Annotated in this window: 16 protein-coding genes and 2 pseudogenes; 15 read left to right on the top strand and 3 right to left on the bottom strand. The window is 73.0% G+C overall.

What is annotated here, in order from left to right:
* Nucleotides 1-24: 24 nt before the first annotated feature.
* The 10 genes and pseudogenes from F1D61_RS10285 to cobJ all read left to right on the top strand — a co-directional run bounded on the left by F1D61_RS10285 (nucleotide 25) and on the right by cobJ (nucleotide 10,040).
* Nucleotides 25-771: a CbtA family protein gene (locus F1D61_RS10285; protein ID WP_203157752.1), complete on the top strand. Its 747-nt coding sequence runs from the start codon at nucleotides 25-27 to the stop codon at nucleotides 769-771.
* Entirely contained in the window at nucleotides 768-1,145 is a 378-nt protein-coding gene (locus F1D61_RS10280) for a DUF1636 family protein (protein ID WP_203157751.1), read from the top strand. Before F1D61_RS10285 ends, F1D61_RS10280 begins: the two co-directional genes overlap by 4 nt.
* Nucleotides 1,142-2,176 (top strand): cobalamin biosynthesis protein CobW, encoded by a 1,035-nt coding sequence (gene cobW, locus F1D61_RS10275; protein WP_203157750.1) that lies wholly within the window; start codon nucleotides 1,142-1,144, stop codon nucleotides 2,174-2,176. The genes F1D61_RS10280 and cobW overlap by 4 nt, the downstream gene beginning before the upstream one ends.
* A gap of 378 nt (nucleotides 2,177-2,554) precedes the next feature.
* Nucleotides 2,555-3,145 (top strand): Uma2 family endonuclease, encoded by a 591-nt coding sequence (locus F1D61_RS10270; protein ID WP_203157749.1) that lies wholly within the window; start codon nucleotides 2,555-2,557, stop codon nucleotides 3,143-3,145.
* A gap of 6 nt (nucleotides 3,146-3,151) precedes the next feature.
* A pseudogene (gene cobN, locus F1D61_RS10265) lies at nucleotides 3,152-6,443 on the top strand (cobaltochelatase subunit CobN).
* Entirely contained in the window at nucleotides 6,440-6,736 is a 297-nt protein-coding gene (locus tag F1D61_RS10260) for a hypothetical protein (protein ID WP_432443240.1), read from the top strand. Before cobN ends, F1D61_RS10260 begins: the two are co-directional and overlap by 4 nt.
* Before the next feature lie 328 nt (nucleotides 6,737-7,064).
* Nucleotides 7,065-7,868, top strand: coding sequence for a hypothetical protein (locus F1D61_RS10255; protein ID WP_246775813.1), 804 nt, complete (start codon nucleotides 7,065-7,067; stop codon nucleotides 7,866-7,868).
* Nucleotides 7,865-8,497, top strand: coding sequence for a precorrin-8X methylmutase (locus F1D61_RS10250; RefSeq protein ID WP_203157748.1), 633 nt, complete (start codon nucleotides 7,865-7,867; stop codon nucleotides 8,495-8,497). Before F1D61_RS10255 ends, F1D61_RS10250 begins: the two co-directional genes overlap by 4 nt.
* The gene (locus F1D61_RS10245) at nucleotides 8,497-9,288 is read left to right on the top strand and encodes a precorrin-2 C(20)-methyltransferase (RefSeq protein WP_203157747.1); all 792 of its coding nucleotides are present in this window, start codon (nucleotides 8,497-8,499) and stop codon (nucleotides 9,286-9,288) included. Before F1D61_RS10250 ends, F1D61_RS10245 begins: the two co-directional genes overlap by 1 nt.
* Entirely contained in the window at nucleotides 9,285-10,040 is a 756-nt protein-coding gene (gene cobJ / locus F1D61_RS10240) for a precorrin-3B C(17)-methyltransferase (RefSeq protein ID WP_203157746.1), read from the top strand. The genes F1D61_RS10245 and cobJ overlap by 4 nt, the downstream gene beginning before the upstream one ends.
* On the opposite strand, the gene F1D61_RS10235 is transcribed toward cobJ, so the two are convergent.
* Nucleotides 10,013-10,768, bottom strand: coding sequence for a cobalt-precorrin-6A reductase (locus F1D61_RS10235; protein WP_203157745.1), 756 nt, complete (start codon nucleotides 10,766-10,768; stop codon nucleotides 10,013-10,015). The two genes, cobJ and F1D61_RS10235, sit on opposite strands and share 28 nt — an antisense overlap.
* Between F1D61_RS10235 and cbiE the strand changes: the two genes are divergently transcribed.
* The 5 genes from cbiE (at nucleotide 10,767) to F1D61_RS10210 (ending at nucleotide 14,573) form a co-directional block, all read left to right on the top strand.
* A complete protein-coding gene (gene cbiE / locus F1D61_RS10230; RefSeq protein WP_203157744.1) occupies nucleotides 10,767-12,026 on the top strand; it encodes a precorrin-6y C5,15-methyltransferase (decarboxylating) subunit CbiE in 1,260 nt (419 codons plus the stop codon). The two genes, F1D61_RS10235 and cbiE, sit on opposite strands and share 2 nt — an antisense overlap.
* Entirely contained in the window at nucleotides 12,005-12,514 is a 510-nt protein-coding gene (locus F1D61_RS10225; protein ID WP_203157743.1) for a cobalamin biosynthesis protein, read from the top strand. Before cbiE ends, F1D61_RS10225 begins: the two co-directional genes overlap by 22 nt.
* Nucleotides 12,511-13,299, top strand: coding sequence for a precorrin-4 C(11)-methyltransferase (cobM, locus tag F1D61_RS10220; protein ID WP_203157742.1), 789 nt, complete (start codon nucleotides 12,511-12,513; stop codon nucleotides 13,297-13,299). Before F1D61_RS10225 ends, cobM begins: the two co-directional genes overlap by 4 nt.
* 59 nt (nucleotides 13,300-13,358) lie before the next feature.
* The gene (locus F1D61_RS10215) at nucleotides 13,359-13,901 is read left to right on the top strand and encodes a GNAT family N-acetyltransferase (RefSeq protein WP_203157741.1); all 543 of its coding nucleotides are present in this window, start codon (nucleotides 13,359-13,361) and stop codon (nucleotides 13,899-13,901) included.
* A gap of 219 nt (nucleotides 13,902-14,120) precedes the next feature.
* Nucleotides 14,121-14,573, top strand: coding sequence for a hypothetical protein (locus F1D61_RS10210; RefSeq protein WP_203157740.1), 453 nt, complete (start codon nucleotides 14,121-14,123; stop codon nucleotides 14,571-14,573).
* Nucleotides 14,574-14,639: 66 nt separating this feature from the next.
* On the opposite strand, the gene F1D61_RS10205 is transcribed toward F1D61_RS10210, so the two are convergent.
* Together F1D61_RS10205 and F1D61_RS10200 are read right to left on the bottom strand one after the other, a co-directional pair.
* Nucleotides 14,640-14,888 carry a type II toxin-antitoxin system RelB/DinJ family antitoxin gene (locus F1D61_RS10205; protein ID WP_203157739.1) on the bottom strand — a complete coding sequence of 83 codons (249 nt, stop codon included), beginning with the start codon at nucleotides 14,886-14,888 and terminating at the stop codon, nucleotides 14,640-14,642.
* A gap of 281 nt (nucleotides 14,889-15,169) precedes the next feature.
* Nucleotides 15,170-16,272, bottom strand: a pseudogene (locus F1D61_RS10200) (cobalt-precorrin-5B (C(1))-methyltransferase).
* Nucleotides 16,273-16,316 lie beyond the last annotated feature (44 nt).

The raw sequence follows: 16,316 nt of genomic DNA, 5'->3' as shown, positions 1-16,316 counted from the left end.
TTGGTCGTGCAGGTGATCCCTCCCATGACGAAAAGTCTTCTCGCCGCGGCCCTGGTCGCCGGCTTCCTGGCCGCATGCGTGGCCTCCGCGCTGCAATTCGCCCTCACCTCGCCGCTGATCCTTGCGGCGGAGAAGTACGAGACCGCCGAGACCGTCGCCCCCGCCCGGCACGCCCTGGCCAACCCGCTGATCGTCCTGGCCCATGCGGGCCACGACCACGGTGGCGAGCCGCAATGGCAGCCGGCCCCCGGCCTGCCGCGCCTCGCCTTCACGGCGCTCGCCACCCTGGTGAGCGGCGTCGGGTACGCGCTGCTCCTCGGGGCCGTGCTGGTCGCGACCGGCCGCACGGTGACGCCGTCGGAGGCGTTGCGCTTCGGCATCGGCGGCTTCCTCGCCGCCAGCCTCGCGCCGGCCATCGGATTGCCGCCGGAACTGCCCGGCATCGCCGCGGCGGGGCTCGAATCGCGCCAGCTCTGGTGGGTGGCGACGGCGCTCGCCACGGCGATCGGCCTCTACCTGGTGGCGATCCGCCGCGGGCCGGTCGCGATCGGCCTCGGCCTCGCCCTCATCGTCGCGCCGCATGTCTGGGGCGCTCCGCACGGGCCGGAGGAAATCTCCGCGATGCCGCCGGTCTTCGCGGCGCAGTTCGCCGCCCGGTCGCTCGCCATCGGCTTCGCCTTCTGGGCGGTGCTCGGCCTCGCCTTCGGCTGGGCCTGGGAGGCGGTGAGCGGGGCGAACGACGCGGTGCGCCGCAGCGGGGTGACCGCGTGACCGATCCCGTGACCCTCTACGTCTGCACCACCTGCCGCGACGCCGCCGATCCGGCGGAGGGTCCCCGCGCGGGCGCCCGCCTGCACGACGCGCTCGCCCAGGCCCTCGCGGCCCGGCCGGGAGCGCCGATCCGGATCGAGCCGGTGGAATGCCTCTCGGTCTGCAAGCGGCCCTGCACGGTCGCGGTCGCGAGCCCCGGCCGTTGGACCTACGTCTACGGCGACCTCGATCCGGCGATCTCCGCCGACATCATCCTCGACGGCGTCGGCCTCTATGCCGGGACCCCGGACGGCATCGTGCCCTGGCGCGAGCGTCCGCAGGAATTCCGCAAGGGGGTCGTCGCCCGCATCCCTCCCGCGCCGGTGACCGCATGACCATCCTGAACAAGATTCCCTGCACCATCGTCACCGGCTTCCTCGGCGCCGGCAAGACCACGCTGGTGCGCCACGCCATCGAGCACAACGACGGTCGGCGCCTCGCCATCATCGTCAACGAGTTCGGCGATGTCGGCTTCGACGGGTCGCTGCTCGCCGAATGCGGCATCCCGGGCTGCGACGCCGACGCGGTGGTAGAACTGCCGAACGGCTGCATCTGCTGCACCGTCGCCGACGATTTCGTGCCGGCGCTGAACAAGCTCCTCGACCGGCCGGAGCCGCCGGAGCACATCCTGATCGAGACCTCCGGCCTCGCCCTCCCGAAGCCCCTGGTCCAGGCCTTCAACTGGCCGGCGATCCGCTCGCGGGTTACCGTCGACGGCGTGGTGGCGGTGGTGGACGGCCCGGCGGTGGCGTCCGGCGCCTTCGCGGACGACCCGGAGGCGCTGGCCGCCCAGCGGGCCGCCGATGCCAGCGTCGATCACGAGAACCCCCTGGAGGAGGTGTTCGAGGACCAGCTCCTCTGCGCCGACCTCGTGGTGATGAACAAGTCCGACCTCCTCGACGAGGGTGAGCGGGCCCGCGTCCGCGCCGAGGTGGAGGCGCACCTGCCGCGCGCCGTCAAGCTCGTCGAGACCGCCCACGGGGCGCTGGATCCCCGCGTGCTGCTGGGCCTGAATGCCGCCGCCGAGGACGACCTCGCCTCCCGCCCGTCGCACCACGAGACGGAGGAGGATCACGACCACGACGATTTCGAGAGCGTGGCCTTGCCGGTGAAGGCCGCGGGCTCGCCCGAGGACCTCGCCGCCCGGGTGGCGAAGGCCGCCGAGGTCGAGGGCGTGCTGCGGATCAAGGGCTTCTGCGCCGTCGCCGACAAGCCGATGCGCCTCGTCGTCCAGGGCGTCGGCCGCCGCGTCGCCCACCATTACGACCGCCCCTGGCGCCCCGACGAGCACCGGGACGGGACGCTGGTGGTGATCGGGCTCACCGGGTTCGACAAGGATGCGGTGGCGGCGGCATTGAAGGGCTGAGGCATCGAGCGGCCTCGTCCTTTCCCGGCGGGCAGCAGGGCTGTCCGTGGACGGGACGTGGCGCTGATTTTCCCCTCTCACCGCGGGCGGGGAGAGGCCTGAGCTTCGAAGGCGCTCAGGAAGTCCGGCAGCGAACCGGGAGGTTCGCCGCGAGAGTGAGGGGGCTCGACGAATGAGATTCCTCCGGACATACCCCCTCACCCTCGCTGCGGCTTTCGCCTCCGCTTGCCGCGTCTCCTGAACGGAGACACGGCCCTCTCCCCGCCTGCGGGGAGAGGAGAGAGCCCGCGCTATGCTTTCAAGTCGGGCCGGCCGAGGCCATATCGTCGGCATCACGTCGATCTGTGCATGAAAACCCCAAGCCCCGGAGGGCATCGCATGTCGGAGCCCGCGGCGCGGCGCTGGAGCGTGCAGGAGTTCTTCGCCTGGCAGGAGCGCCAGGACGAGCGCTACGAGCTGGTCGGCGGGGTGCCGGTCCGGATGAGGCCAAGCGCCCGCAACGTGTATGACGACATCGTGGTCAACCTCGTGGCGGAGTTCCGCACCCGGCTGCGCGGCACCCCGTGCCGGCCCTTCACGGGTGACGGCAGCGTCGAGACCCTGCCGGGCCAGATCCGCCGGCCCGATCTCGGCGTGGATTGCGGTTCGCGCGATCCGAACGGGCTGACGGCGGCGGAGCCGCGTCTGGTCGCCGAGGTGCTGTCGCCCTCGACGCGAGACTTCGACGCTTTCGACAAATTGGAAGAGTACAAGGCGGTCGCGGGTCTCGCGGTGATCCTGCTCGTCGAGCCGAACGCTCCCGAGATCGCCCAGTGGCGGCGGGATGCGGACGGCGCTTGGCAGCGCCGCCTCGTTGCCGGGCTCGACCAGACGATCGACCTGCCGGAGCTTGGCATGAGCCTGGCGCTGGCGGATATCTATGACGGCGTCGCGTTTCCAGTTCGGCCCCGTCTCGTCTCGGGGACCTGAGGGCCGATGCATCTCCTGCGCATCGATACGGTGTCCCTCGACGAGGGCGAGGCGGCGATCGATCTGGGCCAGGCGCCCGGCGACATCGTCGCCCTGTCCTTCACCGATTCGGACCTCGCCGGCCTCGCGGGCGCCTACACGGCGCTCACGGGCGGGGAGAGTGGCGTCGAGTGGCCGAGCCTGCGGCTCGCCAAGATGGCGCAGCTGCGCCACCCGCTCTCGGTCGATCTCTACGCCGATGCGGTGATCGCCCGGGCCCGCTTCGTGCTGGTGCGCTGCCTCGGCGGGCTCGATTACTGGCGCTACGGGCTCGAGCGGCTGGCCGAGACCTGCCGGGCCTACGGCATCCCGCTCGCGGTGCTGCCGGGCTGCGACCGTCCCGATCCCCGCCTCGCCGCGATCTCGACGGTGACGCCCGGCTTGCGCGACGCCCTCGACGGCTATGTCCGGGCCGGCGGGACCGAGAACCTGCGCCGGCTCCTCGTCCGGATCGCCGCCGAGCTCGGCCGCCCGGTCGAGCCCGAGCCGCCCCGGGCACTGCCGCGGGGCTTTGCCTGGTGCCCGGGCTGCGGCCCCCTCGACTCCGTCGGCGCGGCCTCGCCCGTCCCGTGCGCGGTCCTGCCCCGCGCGCTCGTGCTCGTCTACCGCTCGGCGATCCTCGGCGGCGACACCGCCCCCGCCACCGCGCTGGCGGCGGCGCTGTGGGAGCGCGGGCTGGCCCCCACCATCGTGGCGGTGGCGAGCCTGAAGGATCCGGAAGCCGTATCGGTCGTCCGCGAGGCGATCGCGGTGCAGCGCCCCGCCGTGATCGTCGCCGCGACCGCCTTCTCGGCCCGGGACGATGCCGGCTTCGTCCTCGATGGGGCCGATTGCCCGGTGATCCAGGCCTTCACCGTGGGGTCGAGCCGGGAGGCCTGGGCGGCCTCGTCGGGGCCTCAGCGCCGCCGACCTCGCCATGCAGGTGGCTTTGCCGGAATTCGACGGGCGCATTTCCGGCTTCCCGGTGTCCCACAAGGAGGAGGCGCCGGAGGTCGAGGGGTTTCGCGAGCGCCGGGCGGTGCCGGATTTCGCCGGGATCGCCGCCACCGCCGACCGCGCCGCCGCCTGGGCCCGCCTCGCCGCGATCCCGCGCGCGGAGCGCCGCCTCGCCCTGGTCCTGTCGGATTACCCGGCCCGGGGCGGGCGGGCCGGCTTCGCGGTCGGGCTCGACACCCCGGCGAGCACGCGGGCGATCCTCGCCCTTCTCGCCGCCGAGGGCTACGCCGTCTCGGACATCCCGGAGCCGGACGCCCTGATGCGCCGGCTCACCGAGGAGGTCCCGAGCCTCGCGGTGCCGCTCGGCGCCTACGAGGCCTGGCGCGCCCGGCTCCCGGAAGAGGCCCGCGCGGCGCTCCTCGCCGAGTGGGGCGAGCCCGGCGACGATCCGGCGTTTCGCGACGGCGCCCTCCGGTTCCGGGCCGTTCGGGCGGGCAACGTGCTCGTGGCGCTCCAGCCGGATCGCGGCCACAAGGGCGACCGCAAGGCGGCCTATCACGATCCCGATGCGGTGCCGTGCCACGCCTTCCTCGCTTTCCACCTCGCGTTGCGCGAAGGAAGCGATGCGCTGATCCATCTCGGCACCCACGGCACCACCGAGTGGTTGCCCGGCAAGGCGGTGGCGCTCTCGCCCGCCTGCTGGCCGGCGCTCGCCGTCGGCGCCCTGCCGGTGATTTACCCGTTCATCGTCGACGATCCCGGCGAGGCGGCGCCGGCCAAGCGCCGGATCGGCGCCGTCACCATCGGCCACCTGCCGCCGGAGACGGCGGAAGCCGGCCTCGACCCGGAGGCCGCGACCTTGCGCGAACTCGTGGAGGAATACTCCGCCGCGACGGTGCTCGACCCGCGCCGGGCGACCCTGATCGCCCGCGGCATCCTGGAGCGGGCCGAGGGGGCCGGGCTGCTCGCCGCCGCCGGGATCGACCGCGACACGGCGATGCCGGACGCGCTCGCCGCCCTCGATGCGCATCTGTGCGACCTCGCCGAGGTGACGATGCGCGACGGGCTGCACGTCTTCGGCGCGTCACCGGAGGCCCACCCGAATGCGGACCGGCCGAGCGGGCGGGGCTCGTCGCCGCCCTCGATGCCCGCTTCGTGCCCCCGGGCCCCGCCGGTTCGCCGGCCGCGGCCGGGCCGACGTGCTGCCGACGGGCCGCAACCTCGCGACCCTCGATCCCCGCGCCCTGCCGACCCGGGCCGCGGCGATGCTCGGCGAGACGGCGGCGAAGGAAGTCGTGCGCCGCTACCTCCAGGACGAGGGCGAGTATCCGGCCCGCCTCATCATGGATCTGTGGGCCTCGCCCACCTTGCGCACCGGCGGCGAGGATGTGGCGCAGGCGCTCGCCCTCATGGGCGTGCGCCCGACCTGGGACCACGCCTCGACCCGGGTGACCGGCTTCGAGGTGCTGCCGCTCGCCCTCCTCGACCGGCCGCGGATCGACGTGACGGTCCGGGTCTCGGGCGCCTTCCGCGATACGTTCCCCGACACGCTGGCCCTCCTCGACCGCGCCGCCCGCATGGTCGCGTCGCGCGAGGAGGACGATGCCGACAACCCGCTCGCCGCCGCCCGCCGCCGCGGCGAGGCACCGGCCCGGGTGTTCGGGGCCGCCCCCGGCCGTTACGGCGCCGGCACCGCGGCGCTCGCCCTCGACGGGGAGTGGAGCGGGCGGGACGACCTCGCCCGCGCCTATCTCGAGGCCACCGCGGAGGCGACCGGCGCCGAGGATGCCGATTTCGCCGCCCGGGTCGCGGCGGCGGATGCCTATCTCCACGCCTTCGACGTCGCCGAGCGCGACCTCCTCGACGGCGATGCCGGCGCCGACGCGATGGGGGGTTTCTCCGCGGCGGCCGAGTCGCTCGGCGCGGCGCCCGTGCTCTACAGCCTCGACACCAGCCGCCCGGAGGCGCCCCGGGCCCGCACCGCCCGCGAGGACGTGGCCCGGCTGATTCGCGGCCGCCTCGCCCATCCGCGCTGGATCGCCGCGCAGCTCCGCCACGGCTGGCGCGGGGCGCAGGAACTGGCGCAGGGCTGGACGCGGTCTTCGTGATGGCCGCCGCCACCGACGCGGTGCCGGATGCCGAGATCGACCGGCTCTACGATGCCTATCTCGGCGACCCGGACGTGCTGGCGGCGATCGAGGCGGCCAATCCCGGCGTCGCGCAGGCGCTGCGCGACCGCTTTTCGGAGCTGCGCGACCGCGGCCTGTGGCGCAGCCGGCGCAACTCGCTCGCCGCCCTCGAGCCGCGCGAGGCGGCCGAATGAGCGCCGTGAACCCGGCTCCCCGGCGCGGGTGGTGCCCGGGCCTCGCCCGGCCGATGCCGACCGGCGACGGTCTGCTCGTGCGCCTCCATCCGGTCGCCGGCCGGCTCACGGCCGATCAGGCGCGGGCGGCGGCGCGGGCGGCGCGGGAGGGCGGCAACGGCCTCCTCGACGTGACGGCGCGGGGCAACCTCCAGATCCGCGGCGTGACCGAGGAGAGCCACGGGCGGGTCGTCGCGATTCTGGCCGCGGCAGGCCTCGGCGACGTGCGCCACGACGGCGGGCCCAGCGGCTGACGCTCAGCCCGCCGCTCGCGGGGGCGACCTGCCTCGCCGTCGTCGCGGCCGTGGAGGCGATCGGCCGCGCGGTGACCGGGCTGCCGGCCAAGACCCTGGTGGCGGTGGAGGACGACGGCGGCGGGCTCGGGCCGGTCGAGGCGGATGTTTGGGTGCGGATTTCAGGCTCCTCCCCCTCCCCTTGCGGGGAGGGGTTGGTGCAGGAGGCACCACTGAGCCTTATCCGGCACCACCCCCACCTCCAACTCCTCCCCACAAGGGGGAGGAGAGGTGCACGCCTTCAGCGGTCAGTGGGATAAAACACGGCTCTAGGCTTGTGTTGGATCGGGTGAGAGACAGGGATCTGCCTCAACTCCAGCTCGCCCTCGCCACCCCGTCCGGCCCGCTCTGGCTCGCGCCGATCCCCGCGCCCACCGCGCTCGCCACCCTGCGCACCCTGCTGCAAGCCCTCGCCGCCTCGGGCGCCCGTCGCATGCGCGCCCTCCCCGATCCGCAGCGCGACGCCCTCCTGGCCGATCTCGTCCCCGGCGAGGCGCCCGCCGCGAGCGTCGCCGTGCCCGCCGGCCTGCACGGCCGCACGCTCCTCGCCGAACTGCCCTTCGGCCGCTGCGATGCCGCCCTCCTGGAGGATCTCGCGGCCTGGAGCGAGACCCATGGCGACGGCCATCTCGCCCTGACGCCGGGCCGGGGCATCGCCCTGACCGCCCGCGACGACAGCGACGCCACGGCCTTGCGCGAAACGGCCGCCGCCGCCGGCCTGATCGTCGATCCCGGCGATCCGCGGCGCGCCGTCGCCGCCTGCCCGGGTGCGCCGGCCTGCGCCTCCGGCGGCACGCCGGCGCAAGGCCACGCGCCCCGCCTCGCCGCGGCCTTCGCGCATCTGGCCAGGCTGGGCGCCACCGCCCACGTCTCCGGCTGCCCGAAGGGCTGCGCCAGTCCGAGCCCTGCCAGCCTCACCCTGGTCGGACGGCCGGACGGCCGCTACGGGGTGGTGCTCGACGGCAACGCCGGGACGCCGACCGACCTCTTGCTCACTTTCGGCGCCGTCCTGGAGCGGCTAGAGAGCACACGAATCACCGCCACTCTTGATGACCCCTCGGGCCTGAGAGACGCATTCCGGGAGCCCGCATGAACCCGCGCCTCGACTACATCCGCGACGGCGCCGCCATCTACGCGCGCTCCTTCGCCATGATCCGCGCCGAATCCGACCTCGCGCGCTTCCACGGCGCCGCCGAGCGGGTGGCGGTGCGGATGATCCATGCCTGCGGGATGACCGACCTGCCCGCCGATATCGACCTGTCGCCGGATTTCGCGGATGCCGCCGAGGCCGCCTTGCGCCGGGGCGCCCCGATCCTGTGCGACGTCCGCATGGTCGCCGACGGGGTGACCCGGGCCCGCCTGCCGGCCGGCAACGAGGTGATCTGCACCCTCTCCGACCCGCGGGTGCCGGAGCTGGCAAAGACCCTCGACACCACCCGGAGCGCCGCCGCGATGGAATTGTGGCGCGATCGGCTCGCCGGCTCGATCGTCGCCGTCGGCAACGCGCCGACCGCGCTGTTCCGCCTGCTCGAGATGCTGGACGAGGGCGTGGCCCCGCCGGCCGCGGTGATCGGCATTCCGGTCGGCTTCGTCGGCGCGGCCGAATCGAAGGATGCCCTCGCGGCGGATGGCCGGGTGCCGTTCCTGGTTGTGCGCGGCCGGCGCGGCGGCAGTGCCATGGCGGCGGCGGCGGTCAACGCGCTGGCCAGCGAGGTCGAGTGATGGACGGGCCTTCCGCCTTCCTGCCCCCCGACCCGGCCGAGACCGCCGACGCGCCGCGCGCCGCCGTCACCGGCACGCTCTACGGCGTCGGGATGGGGCCGGGCGATCCGGATTACCTCACCGTGCGGGCGGTGCGGGTGCTGGAGCGCGCCCACCACCTCGTGCATTTCTGCAAGGCCGGCAAGCGCGGCAATGCCCGCACCATCGCCGACGCGGTGGTGCGGGATGCCGCCCGCGAATGGCCGCTGCCCTATCCCTACACCACCGAGCTGCACCCCGAGGACCCGGCCTACGTCTCGGCACTCGCCGCCTTCTACGACGAGGCGGCGACGCGCCTCGCCGAGGTGCTGGCCGCCGGCCGCGACGTGGCGATCCTGTCGGAGGGCGATCCCTTCTTCTACGGCTCGTTCATGCATCTCTGGCGCCGCCTGAAGGACCGCTTCCCGGTCGAGGTGGTGCCGGGCGTCACCGGCATGTCGGGCTGCTGGACCCGGGCCAACACCCCGATCACCTGGGGTGACGACGTGCTGACGGTGCTGCCCGCCACCCTGCCCCACGCGACCCTCGTCGCGCGGCTGAGCACGACCGACGCCGCCGTGGTGATGAAGCTCGGGCGGCACCTGCCGAAGGTGCGCGCGGCGCTGACCGAGGCCGGACTGATCGGCCGCGCGGTCTATGTCGAGCGCGGCACCATGGCGGGCGAGACCGTGACGCCACTGTCCGAGAAGCCCGACGACCAGGCGCCCTATTTCTCGATGGTGCTGGTCCCGGGCGAGGGCCGTCGGCCGTGAACGGATCCGTCACGGTGATCGGCCTCGGGCCGGGCGATCCGCGCTACCTCACGCCGGCCGCCGCCCAGGCGCTCGACGGGGCCGAGGACCTGATCGGCTACTTTCCCTACGTCGCCCGGGTGCCGGAGCGGCCGGGGCTGGTGCGCCACGCCAGCGACAACCGGGTCGAGGTCGACCGCGCCCGCCACGCCCTCGAACTCGCCGCCGCCGGGCGCCGGGTCGCGGTGGTGTCGGGCGGCGATCCCGGCGTCTTCGCCATGGCGGCGGCGCTCTTCGAGGCGCTGGAGGCCGGCGATCCGGCCTGGCGGTCGCTCACCATCACGGTCGAGCCCGGCATCACCGCGATGCTGGCGGCGGCCGCCCGCGTGGGCGCGCCGCTCGGCGGCGATTTCTGCGCCATCTCGCTCTCGGACAACCTGAAGCCCTGGGAGGTCATCACCGCCCGGCTCAACGCCGTGCTGGCGGCCGACCTCGTGGTGGCGCTCTACAACCCGATCTCCCGGGCCCGCCCGTGGCAGCTCGGCGCGGCGCTCGCCCTCGCCGCCGAGCACCGCGCGCCCGACACCCCGGTGATCCTCGCCCGCGCCGTCGGCCGGCCGGACGAGGCGATCCGGGTCCTGCCCCTCGCCGAGGCGCGCGAGGCACAAGCCGACATGGCGACCCTGGTGATGATCGGCGCGAGCGCCACCCGGCTGATCCCGCGGGAGGGCCGGGCGCCCTTCGTCTACACCCCGCGGTCGGTCGCCCGATGAGCCTCCAGCCAGGCCAGGGCGTCGCGGGCTCGATCCACGCGGGTCACGTTCGGCAGCACGGGCTGCCGCACGATCACCACCGGGAGCGCGAGCGCGCGCGCCGCCGCGATCTTGCCGTAGGTCGCCTCACCCCCGGAATTCTTGGTCACCAGAACCTCGATGCCGTGGCGGCGCATCAGCGCCTCCTCCTCCGCCGCGCCGAACGGGCCGCGGGCCTCGATCGCCGTCACGTCGAGCCCCGGCAGCGCGTCGCCGACCGGCTCGATGGTGCGCACGACGTAGCGGTGCTGCGGGGCTGCCGCGAAGCCGGCGAGTTCGAGCCGGCCGACCGTCAGGAAAATCTTGCGCGGCGTGGCGCCCAGGGCCGGCACGGCCTCGGCCACGCTGTCGACCTCGCGCCAGTCGTCGCCGGGCTCCCGCGCCCAGGCCGGGCGCCGGATGGCGAGGAGCGGCACGCCCGCCGCGCGGCTCGCCAGGGCGGCGTTGCGGGAGATGACCTTGGCGAAGGGGTGGGTCGCGTCGATCAGCGCCGCGATTGCGTGCTCGCGCAGGTAGGCCGCCAGCCCTTGCGCCCCGCCGAAGCCGCCGATGCGGGTGCGGGCCGGGAGCGCCAGGGGCGCCGCCGTGCGGCCGGCGAGCGACAGGGTGATGTCGAAATCCGTCCGGTCGGCGAGCAGCCGGACCAGGCCCGCGGCCTCGGTGGTGCCGCCCAGGATGAGGATGCGCATGGCCGCCTTGTCGCCTGAGGCGCCGTCCCTGTCGAGCGCCCGCGGGTCGTCCTCGATTCCTTGGCTGTTCGTCGTCGGGATCGGCGAGGATGGCCGGGCCGGGCTGTCGCCCGCCGCCGCCGCGTCCCTCGATCGGGCCGGGCTGGTGATCGGGGGACGGCGCCACCTGGAGCTTGCCGCGCCGCTCTGCGCCGAGACCCTGGCCTGGCCGAGCCCGCTCTCCGACGCCTACCCGGCGATCCTCGCCCGGCGCGGCCAGCCGACCTGCGTGCTCGCCACCGGCGACCCGTTCCATTACGGCGTCGGCGCGGAACTCGCCCGGCTGGTGCAGGCAGACGAGATCGCGGCCTTTCCGCAACCCTCCGCCTTCAGCCTGGCGGCGGCGCGGCTCGGCTGGCCGCTCGCCGAAATCGCCTGCGTGACCCTGCACGGGCGGGCGCTGGAGCGGGTGATCCCGCATCTCCAGCCCGGCGCCCGGCTCCTGGTCCTGTCATGGGACGGCTCGACGCCCGAGAAACTCGCTGCTCTGCTCGCCGCGCGCGGCTTCCCGCGCTCGCGCCTCACCGTGCTCGAGGCGATGGGCGGTCCCCGCGAGCGCCGCCGCACCGCCCCGGCGGCGGAGTTCGCGGAGGCTGGAATCGATCCGCTCAACACCGTGGCGGTCGAGGTGGCGGCCGAGCCGGATGCCCGGGTGATTCCCCTCGCGCCCGGCCTCGACGATGCCTGGTTCGAGAATGACGGCCAGCTCACCAAGGCGGAGATCCGCGCCGTCACCCTCGCGGCCCTGCGCCCCCGCCTCGGCCAGCTCTTGTGGGATGTCGGTGCCGGCTCGGGGTCGATCGGCATCGAGTGGTGCCTTCGCCACCCGGCGAATCGCGCGGTCGCGGTCGAGGCGCGCGAGGAGCGCGCCGCCCGCATCCGCCGCAACGCGCTGAACCTCGGCGTGCCCGACCTGCGGGTCGTGGTCGGCCGGGCGCCCGAGAGCCTCGCCGGCCTGCCGGCGCCGGACGCGGCCTTCCTCGGCGGCGGCGTCTCCGATCCGGCCCTGGTCGCGGCGGTCCTGGACGCCTTGCCGACGGGCGGGCGCCTCGTCGCCAACGCGGTGACGCTGGAGAGCGAGGCCCTGCTGCTGCGCTGCCACGCCGAGCGGGGCGGCACCTTGCGGCGCCTCTCGGTCGCCCGGGCCGAGCCGGTCGGCCACCTCACCGGCTGGCGCCCGGCGATGCCGGTGACCCAATGGGCGCTGACGAAGCCGTGACGCCCGCGATCATCCAGGCGCGGGTCCCAGGGAGCGCCCCGCCGCCGCCGCTCCTGCACGGCCCGGCCCGCACGCCCGCCAGGGCGGCGCCCCGCGCCCTCGTCGCCGGCATCGGCTTTCGCCATGCCACCGCGGCCGACGAGATCCTGGGGCTGGTGGCGGAGGGCCTGCGCCAGGCCGACTTGCCCGGCGCGCACATCGCGGCGCTCGCCACGGCCGCCGACCGCGCCGGCGATCCGGCCATCCGCGCGGCGGCCGAAGCCCTCGGCGTGCCGCTCGTCGCCATCGGGGTCGAGGCCCTGCGCGAGGCCGGCCGCCGGGTGGTCACCCGCTCGGTCCGCATCGAGGCCCTGCGCGGCATCGGCTCGCTCGCCGAGGCCGCGGCCCTCGCGGCGTCCGGGCCCGAGGGCCGCCTCGTCCTGCCCCGCATCGCCTCGGCGGGCGCCACCTGCGCGCTCGCCGCCAGCGGAGACGCCCTTTCGTCATGATCCACTTCATCGGTGCCGGCCCCGGGGCCGCCGACCTCATCACGGTGCGCGGCCGCGACCTCATCGCCCGCTGCCCGGTCTGCCTCCATGCCGGCTCGCTGGTGGCGCCGGAGATCCTGTCCTGGTGCCCCCCCGGCGCCCGGATCGTCGACACCGCGCCCCTCTCCCTCGACGCGATCATCGACGTGATGAGGCAGGCCTATGCGGCCGGCCACGAGGTGGCGCGGCTGCATTCCGGCGATCTCTCGATCTGGAGCGCCGTCGCCGAGCAGACCCGCCGCCTCGACCGGCTCGGCATCCCCTACGACCTCACCCCCGGCGTCCCCTCCTTCGCCGCCGCCGCGTCCGTGCTCGGGCGCGAACTGACGGTGCCGGAGGTGGCGCAATCGGTGGTGCTGACCCGCACCAGCGGCCGCGCCTCGGCGATGCCCGGCACGGAACGCCTCGCCGCCTTCGCGGCGACGCGGGCGACGCTGGCCATCCACCTGTCGATCCACGTCATCGAGACGGTGGCGGCCGAGCTGATCCCGCATTACGGCCACGACTGCCCGGCGGTGGTGGTGTTCCGCGCCACCTGGCCGGACGAGCGGGTCCTGCGCGGGACGCTCGAAGACATCGCGGCCAAGGCCGCCGCGGCGGGGCTGGAGCGCACGGCGCTGATCCTCGTCGGGCCGGCGCTCGGGGCGACGGAGTTCCGCGAGAGCGCGCTGTACGCGGTCGATTACGACCGGCGGTTCCGGCCGGGCGGGGCCGTGGCCGCGCCGGCCGGACCCCAGCCGACCTGACCCGATCCGCGACGGCTCCCGGCCGTTGCGGATGTCGTACTCCGTCCGGAGACAGTGTCATGCGGATGAGACTCGCCACCGACGCCGACGCGGCCCTGCTCGCCCGGATCCACACCGCGAGCTGGAGGAGCGCGTATCGGGGCATCCTCGATCCGGACTTCCTCGCCGGCCCGATCGAGCAGGACCGATTGCAAACCTGGACCGGCCGCCTCGGGCCGCATCATCCGCACGTGACCGCCCTCATCGCCGAGGAGGCCGACGAACCGCTCGGCTTCGTCTGCGCGGTCGGGGCGGAGGATGAGCGCTGGGGAACGCTGATCGACAATCTCCATGTCCTGCCCACGGCGAAGGGGCGAGGCCTGGGGACGGACCTGCTCGGCGCCGCGGCGGAGTGGTCCCTGCGTTTCCATCCCGCTTCAGGAATCTACCTGTGGTGCTTCGAGCAGAACGAACCGGCCCGCCGCTTCTACGAGCGGCGCGGCGGCGTGATCGCCGAGCGCAGCCGGCACGCCATTCCCGGGGGAGGCGACCGGCCGGTGATTCGGTATCATTGGCCCGAGCCCGCCGTTCTCGGTAGGTCCAAGTCGACCGGCCGCGCTTGACGCCACCCGAGATGGTGGAGCAGATTCAGGTTCGAATATCGGCATCTCAACCGAATGTTGTTCCCCATTCGCAACCTCATCCTGAGGTGTCAGTCGATCGCAGATCGACTGACCTCGTAGGAGAGCTCCAGAAGTCTCAGCGATCTCTGGAGCCCTCCTTCGAGGTTAGCCCATCTTCGATGGGCTAACACCTCAGGATGAGGTCGAGTGTGGGATTGCATGTTCGAATCAAGCAAGCAGTACCTGATAGTAATTAATAAATTATTGCAGTTGATCGAATTGACCGGCATGAAAAAAATGAGTGCTCCATTGAAGTTTCTAAATGTCGATATCGATATTATTGGTCCGACCGGCGGCCAAGTTATTGCAAATTATTTTCGACAGCAATTGATTATTTTGCAGAATAGCCCAAGCCTACTCTCGTTTGAGCCACTCGTAATGCACAGCGATGCCAATTCTTGCATCGCATCGTTAGCATGCTTGATTCGTGCAATGCCCTCGGATTTGAAGCTGTTGTGGTCGCACTCTGCGGCACGTTACTTCAATGTCGGGTACGAGGGCGACCTGGGAATGCACTCCGTCACGGCAGAAATTTCGAGTACATCGCTTCAAGTTATGGGAGAGATTGGTGCGCAGCTTCGAATAACGATTTATGCCCCTCAGCGAGCATGACCTGGCTGCAAGGTGAATTTGCCAATTTCGATCCGGGGATGCTGCAACTTGAACTGTCCCGTGCGCTCAATCGTCCGCATGGAGATCGGCCAGCAATGCCTCGACACTGTCGAAGCGGGGAAGCTGACCGGCACGGGCTTCTTCCTGCATCGCCGCGAGCGTCGTCTCGTTCGGCGCGAGGAGATCGAGAGGCACCGTGCCCTCGCGCGCGACGCGGATGAGCATCAGGCGAACCGCATCGGAGACCGTCAGCCCCATGGCTTCGAGCGCCACGGCGGCTTCGCGCTCGGTCGACGCATCGATCTCCGTTTTCACAAGAGCCTAAGCAACCATCGTCGTAGTCTCCCTGAGGGCCATGCCTTTTAAGGTCTTAAATACTTGGAATTGCTGCAACATGCGACTGCAGTGCGGCCAAGCTTGATGGGGCACTCGGAGGTCCAGAGTGCTTCGGATACCAGAATGCTGGCGTGAGCAAAAATGGCGCGTCGCCATTAGATCAATACTAGATATTTATCAGTAAAAATCACCTTAAAAGGCATGTCCCTGAGGGCTTGAATGTAATCCCTTCCGTTAGGCGCGTCACGCGACGACGCCCCTCACCCCACCGGATGAAACGGCGCCCGCCCGACCAGCCCGCCTTCCCGGTCGAACACCACCACCTCCAGCGAACTGCCCGAGCCCGCCAGCACCCGCGCCGCGGTCGCCCAGGCGTAGCGGGCGATCAGGTCGGCGATCGGAAGATCGTTCGCTTGCGCCAGGCGCAGCACCTCCAGCGCGGTGTTCGCGCCCGCCGCCCGCAAGCCGAGGTCCGGCCCGCCTCCGGCCTCGACGATGCGCTCGGCGAGCCAGGCGAGGTCGACGGGCCCGGAGCGCGAATGCAGGTCGAGGAGGCCGTGGCCGAGCTTCGCCATCTTGGCGATGCCGCCGGCCACCGTCACCCGCGGCACCGGGTGGCGGCGCAGGTACTTGAGCATCCCGCCGGCGAAGTCGCCCATGTCGATCAGGGCCTGGGGGCCAAGCCGTGCAGGCGCGCCACGGCCTCCTCGGAGGTCGAGCCGGTGGCGCCGGCGACGTGATCGAGGGCGCCGGCCCGGGCGACGTCGATGCCGCGATGGATGCTGTCGATCCAGGCGGCGCAGGAATAGGGCACCACCACCCCGGTCGTGCCGAGCACCGACAGGCCGCCGAGGATGCCGAGGCGCGGATTCAGGGTCTTCTGGGCCAGAACCTCGCCGCCGGGGATCGCGATCTCCACCACCACGTCCGGCGGACCGCCGAGGCCGGTCGCGGCCTCCGCGATCGCCGCCGCGATCATCCGCCGCGGCATCGGGTTGATCGCCGGCTCCCCCACCGGCAGCGGCAGCCCGGCCCGGGTCACGGTTCCGACGCCGGGACCGGCCCGGAACGCGATGCCGGAGCCCGGCGGACCGCGCCGGACGGTCGCCAGGACCAGGACCCCGTGGGTCACGTCGGGATCGTCGCCGGCATCCTTCACCACCCCGGCGAAGGCCCCGCCCGCGACGAGCCCGCTCCGCGCGAGCGCGAAGGCCGGGCGGGCACCGCTCGGCAGCGCGATCTCGACCGGATCGGGGAAGGCGCCGGTGACCAGGCCGACGTAAGCCGCCTTGGCGGCGGCCGTCGCGCAGGCGCCGGTGGTCCAGCCGCGGCGCAGGGTCTCCCGTGGTCGTGTCGCATCCATGCGGCGTGGTATCACCCGGGAGCGGCGCGGTGAATGCGCGCCGT

The organism is Methylobacterium aquaticum (genome assembly GCF_016804325.1).
Lineage (GTDB): Bacteria > Pseudomonadota > Alphaproteobacteria > Rhizobiales > Beijerinckiaceae > Methylobacterium > Methylobacterium aquaticum_C.
This window is presented reverse-complemented; position numbering and strand designations above follow the sequence as displayed.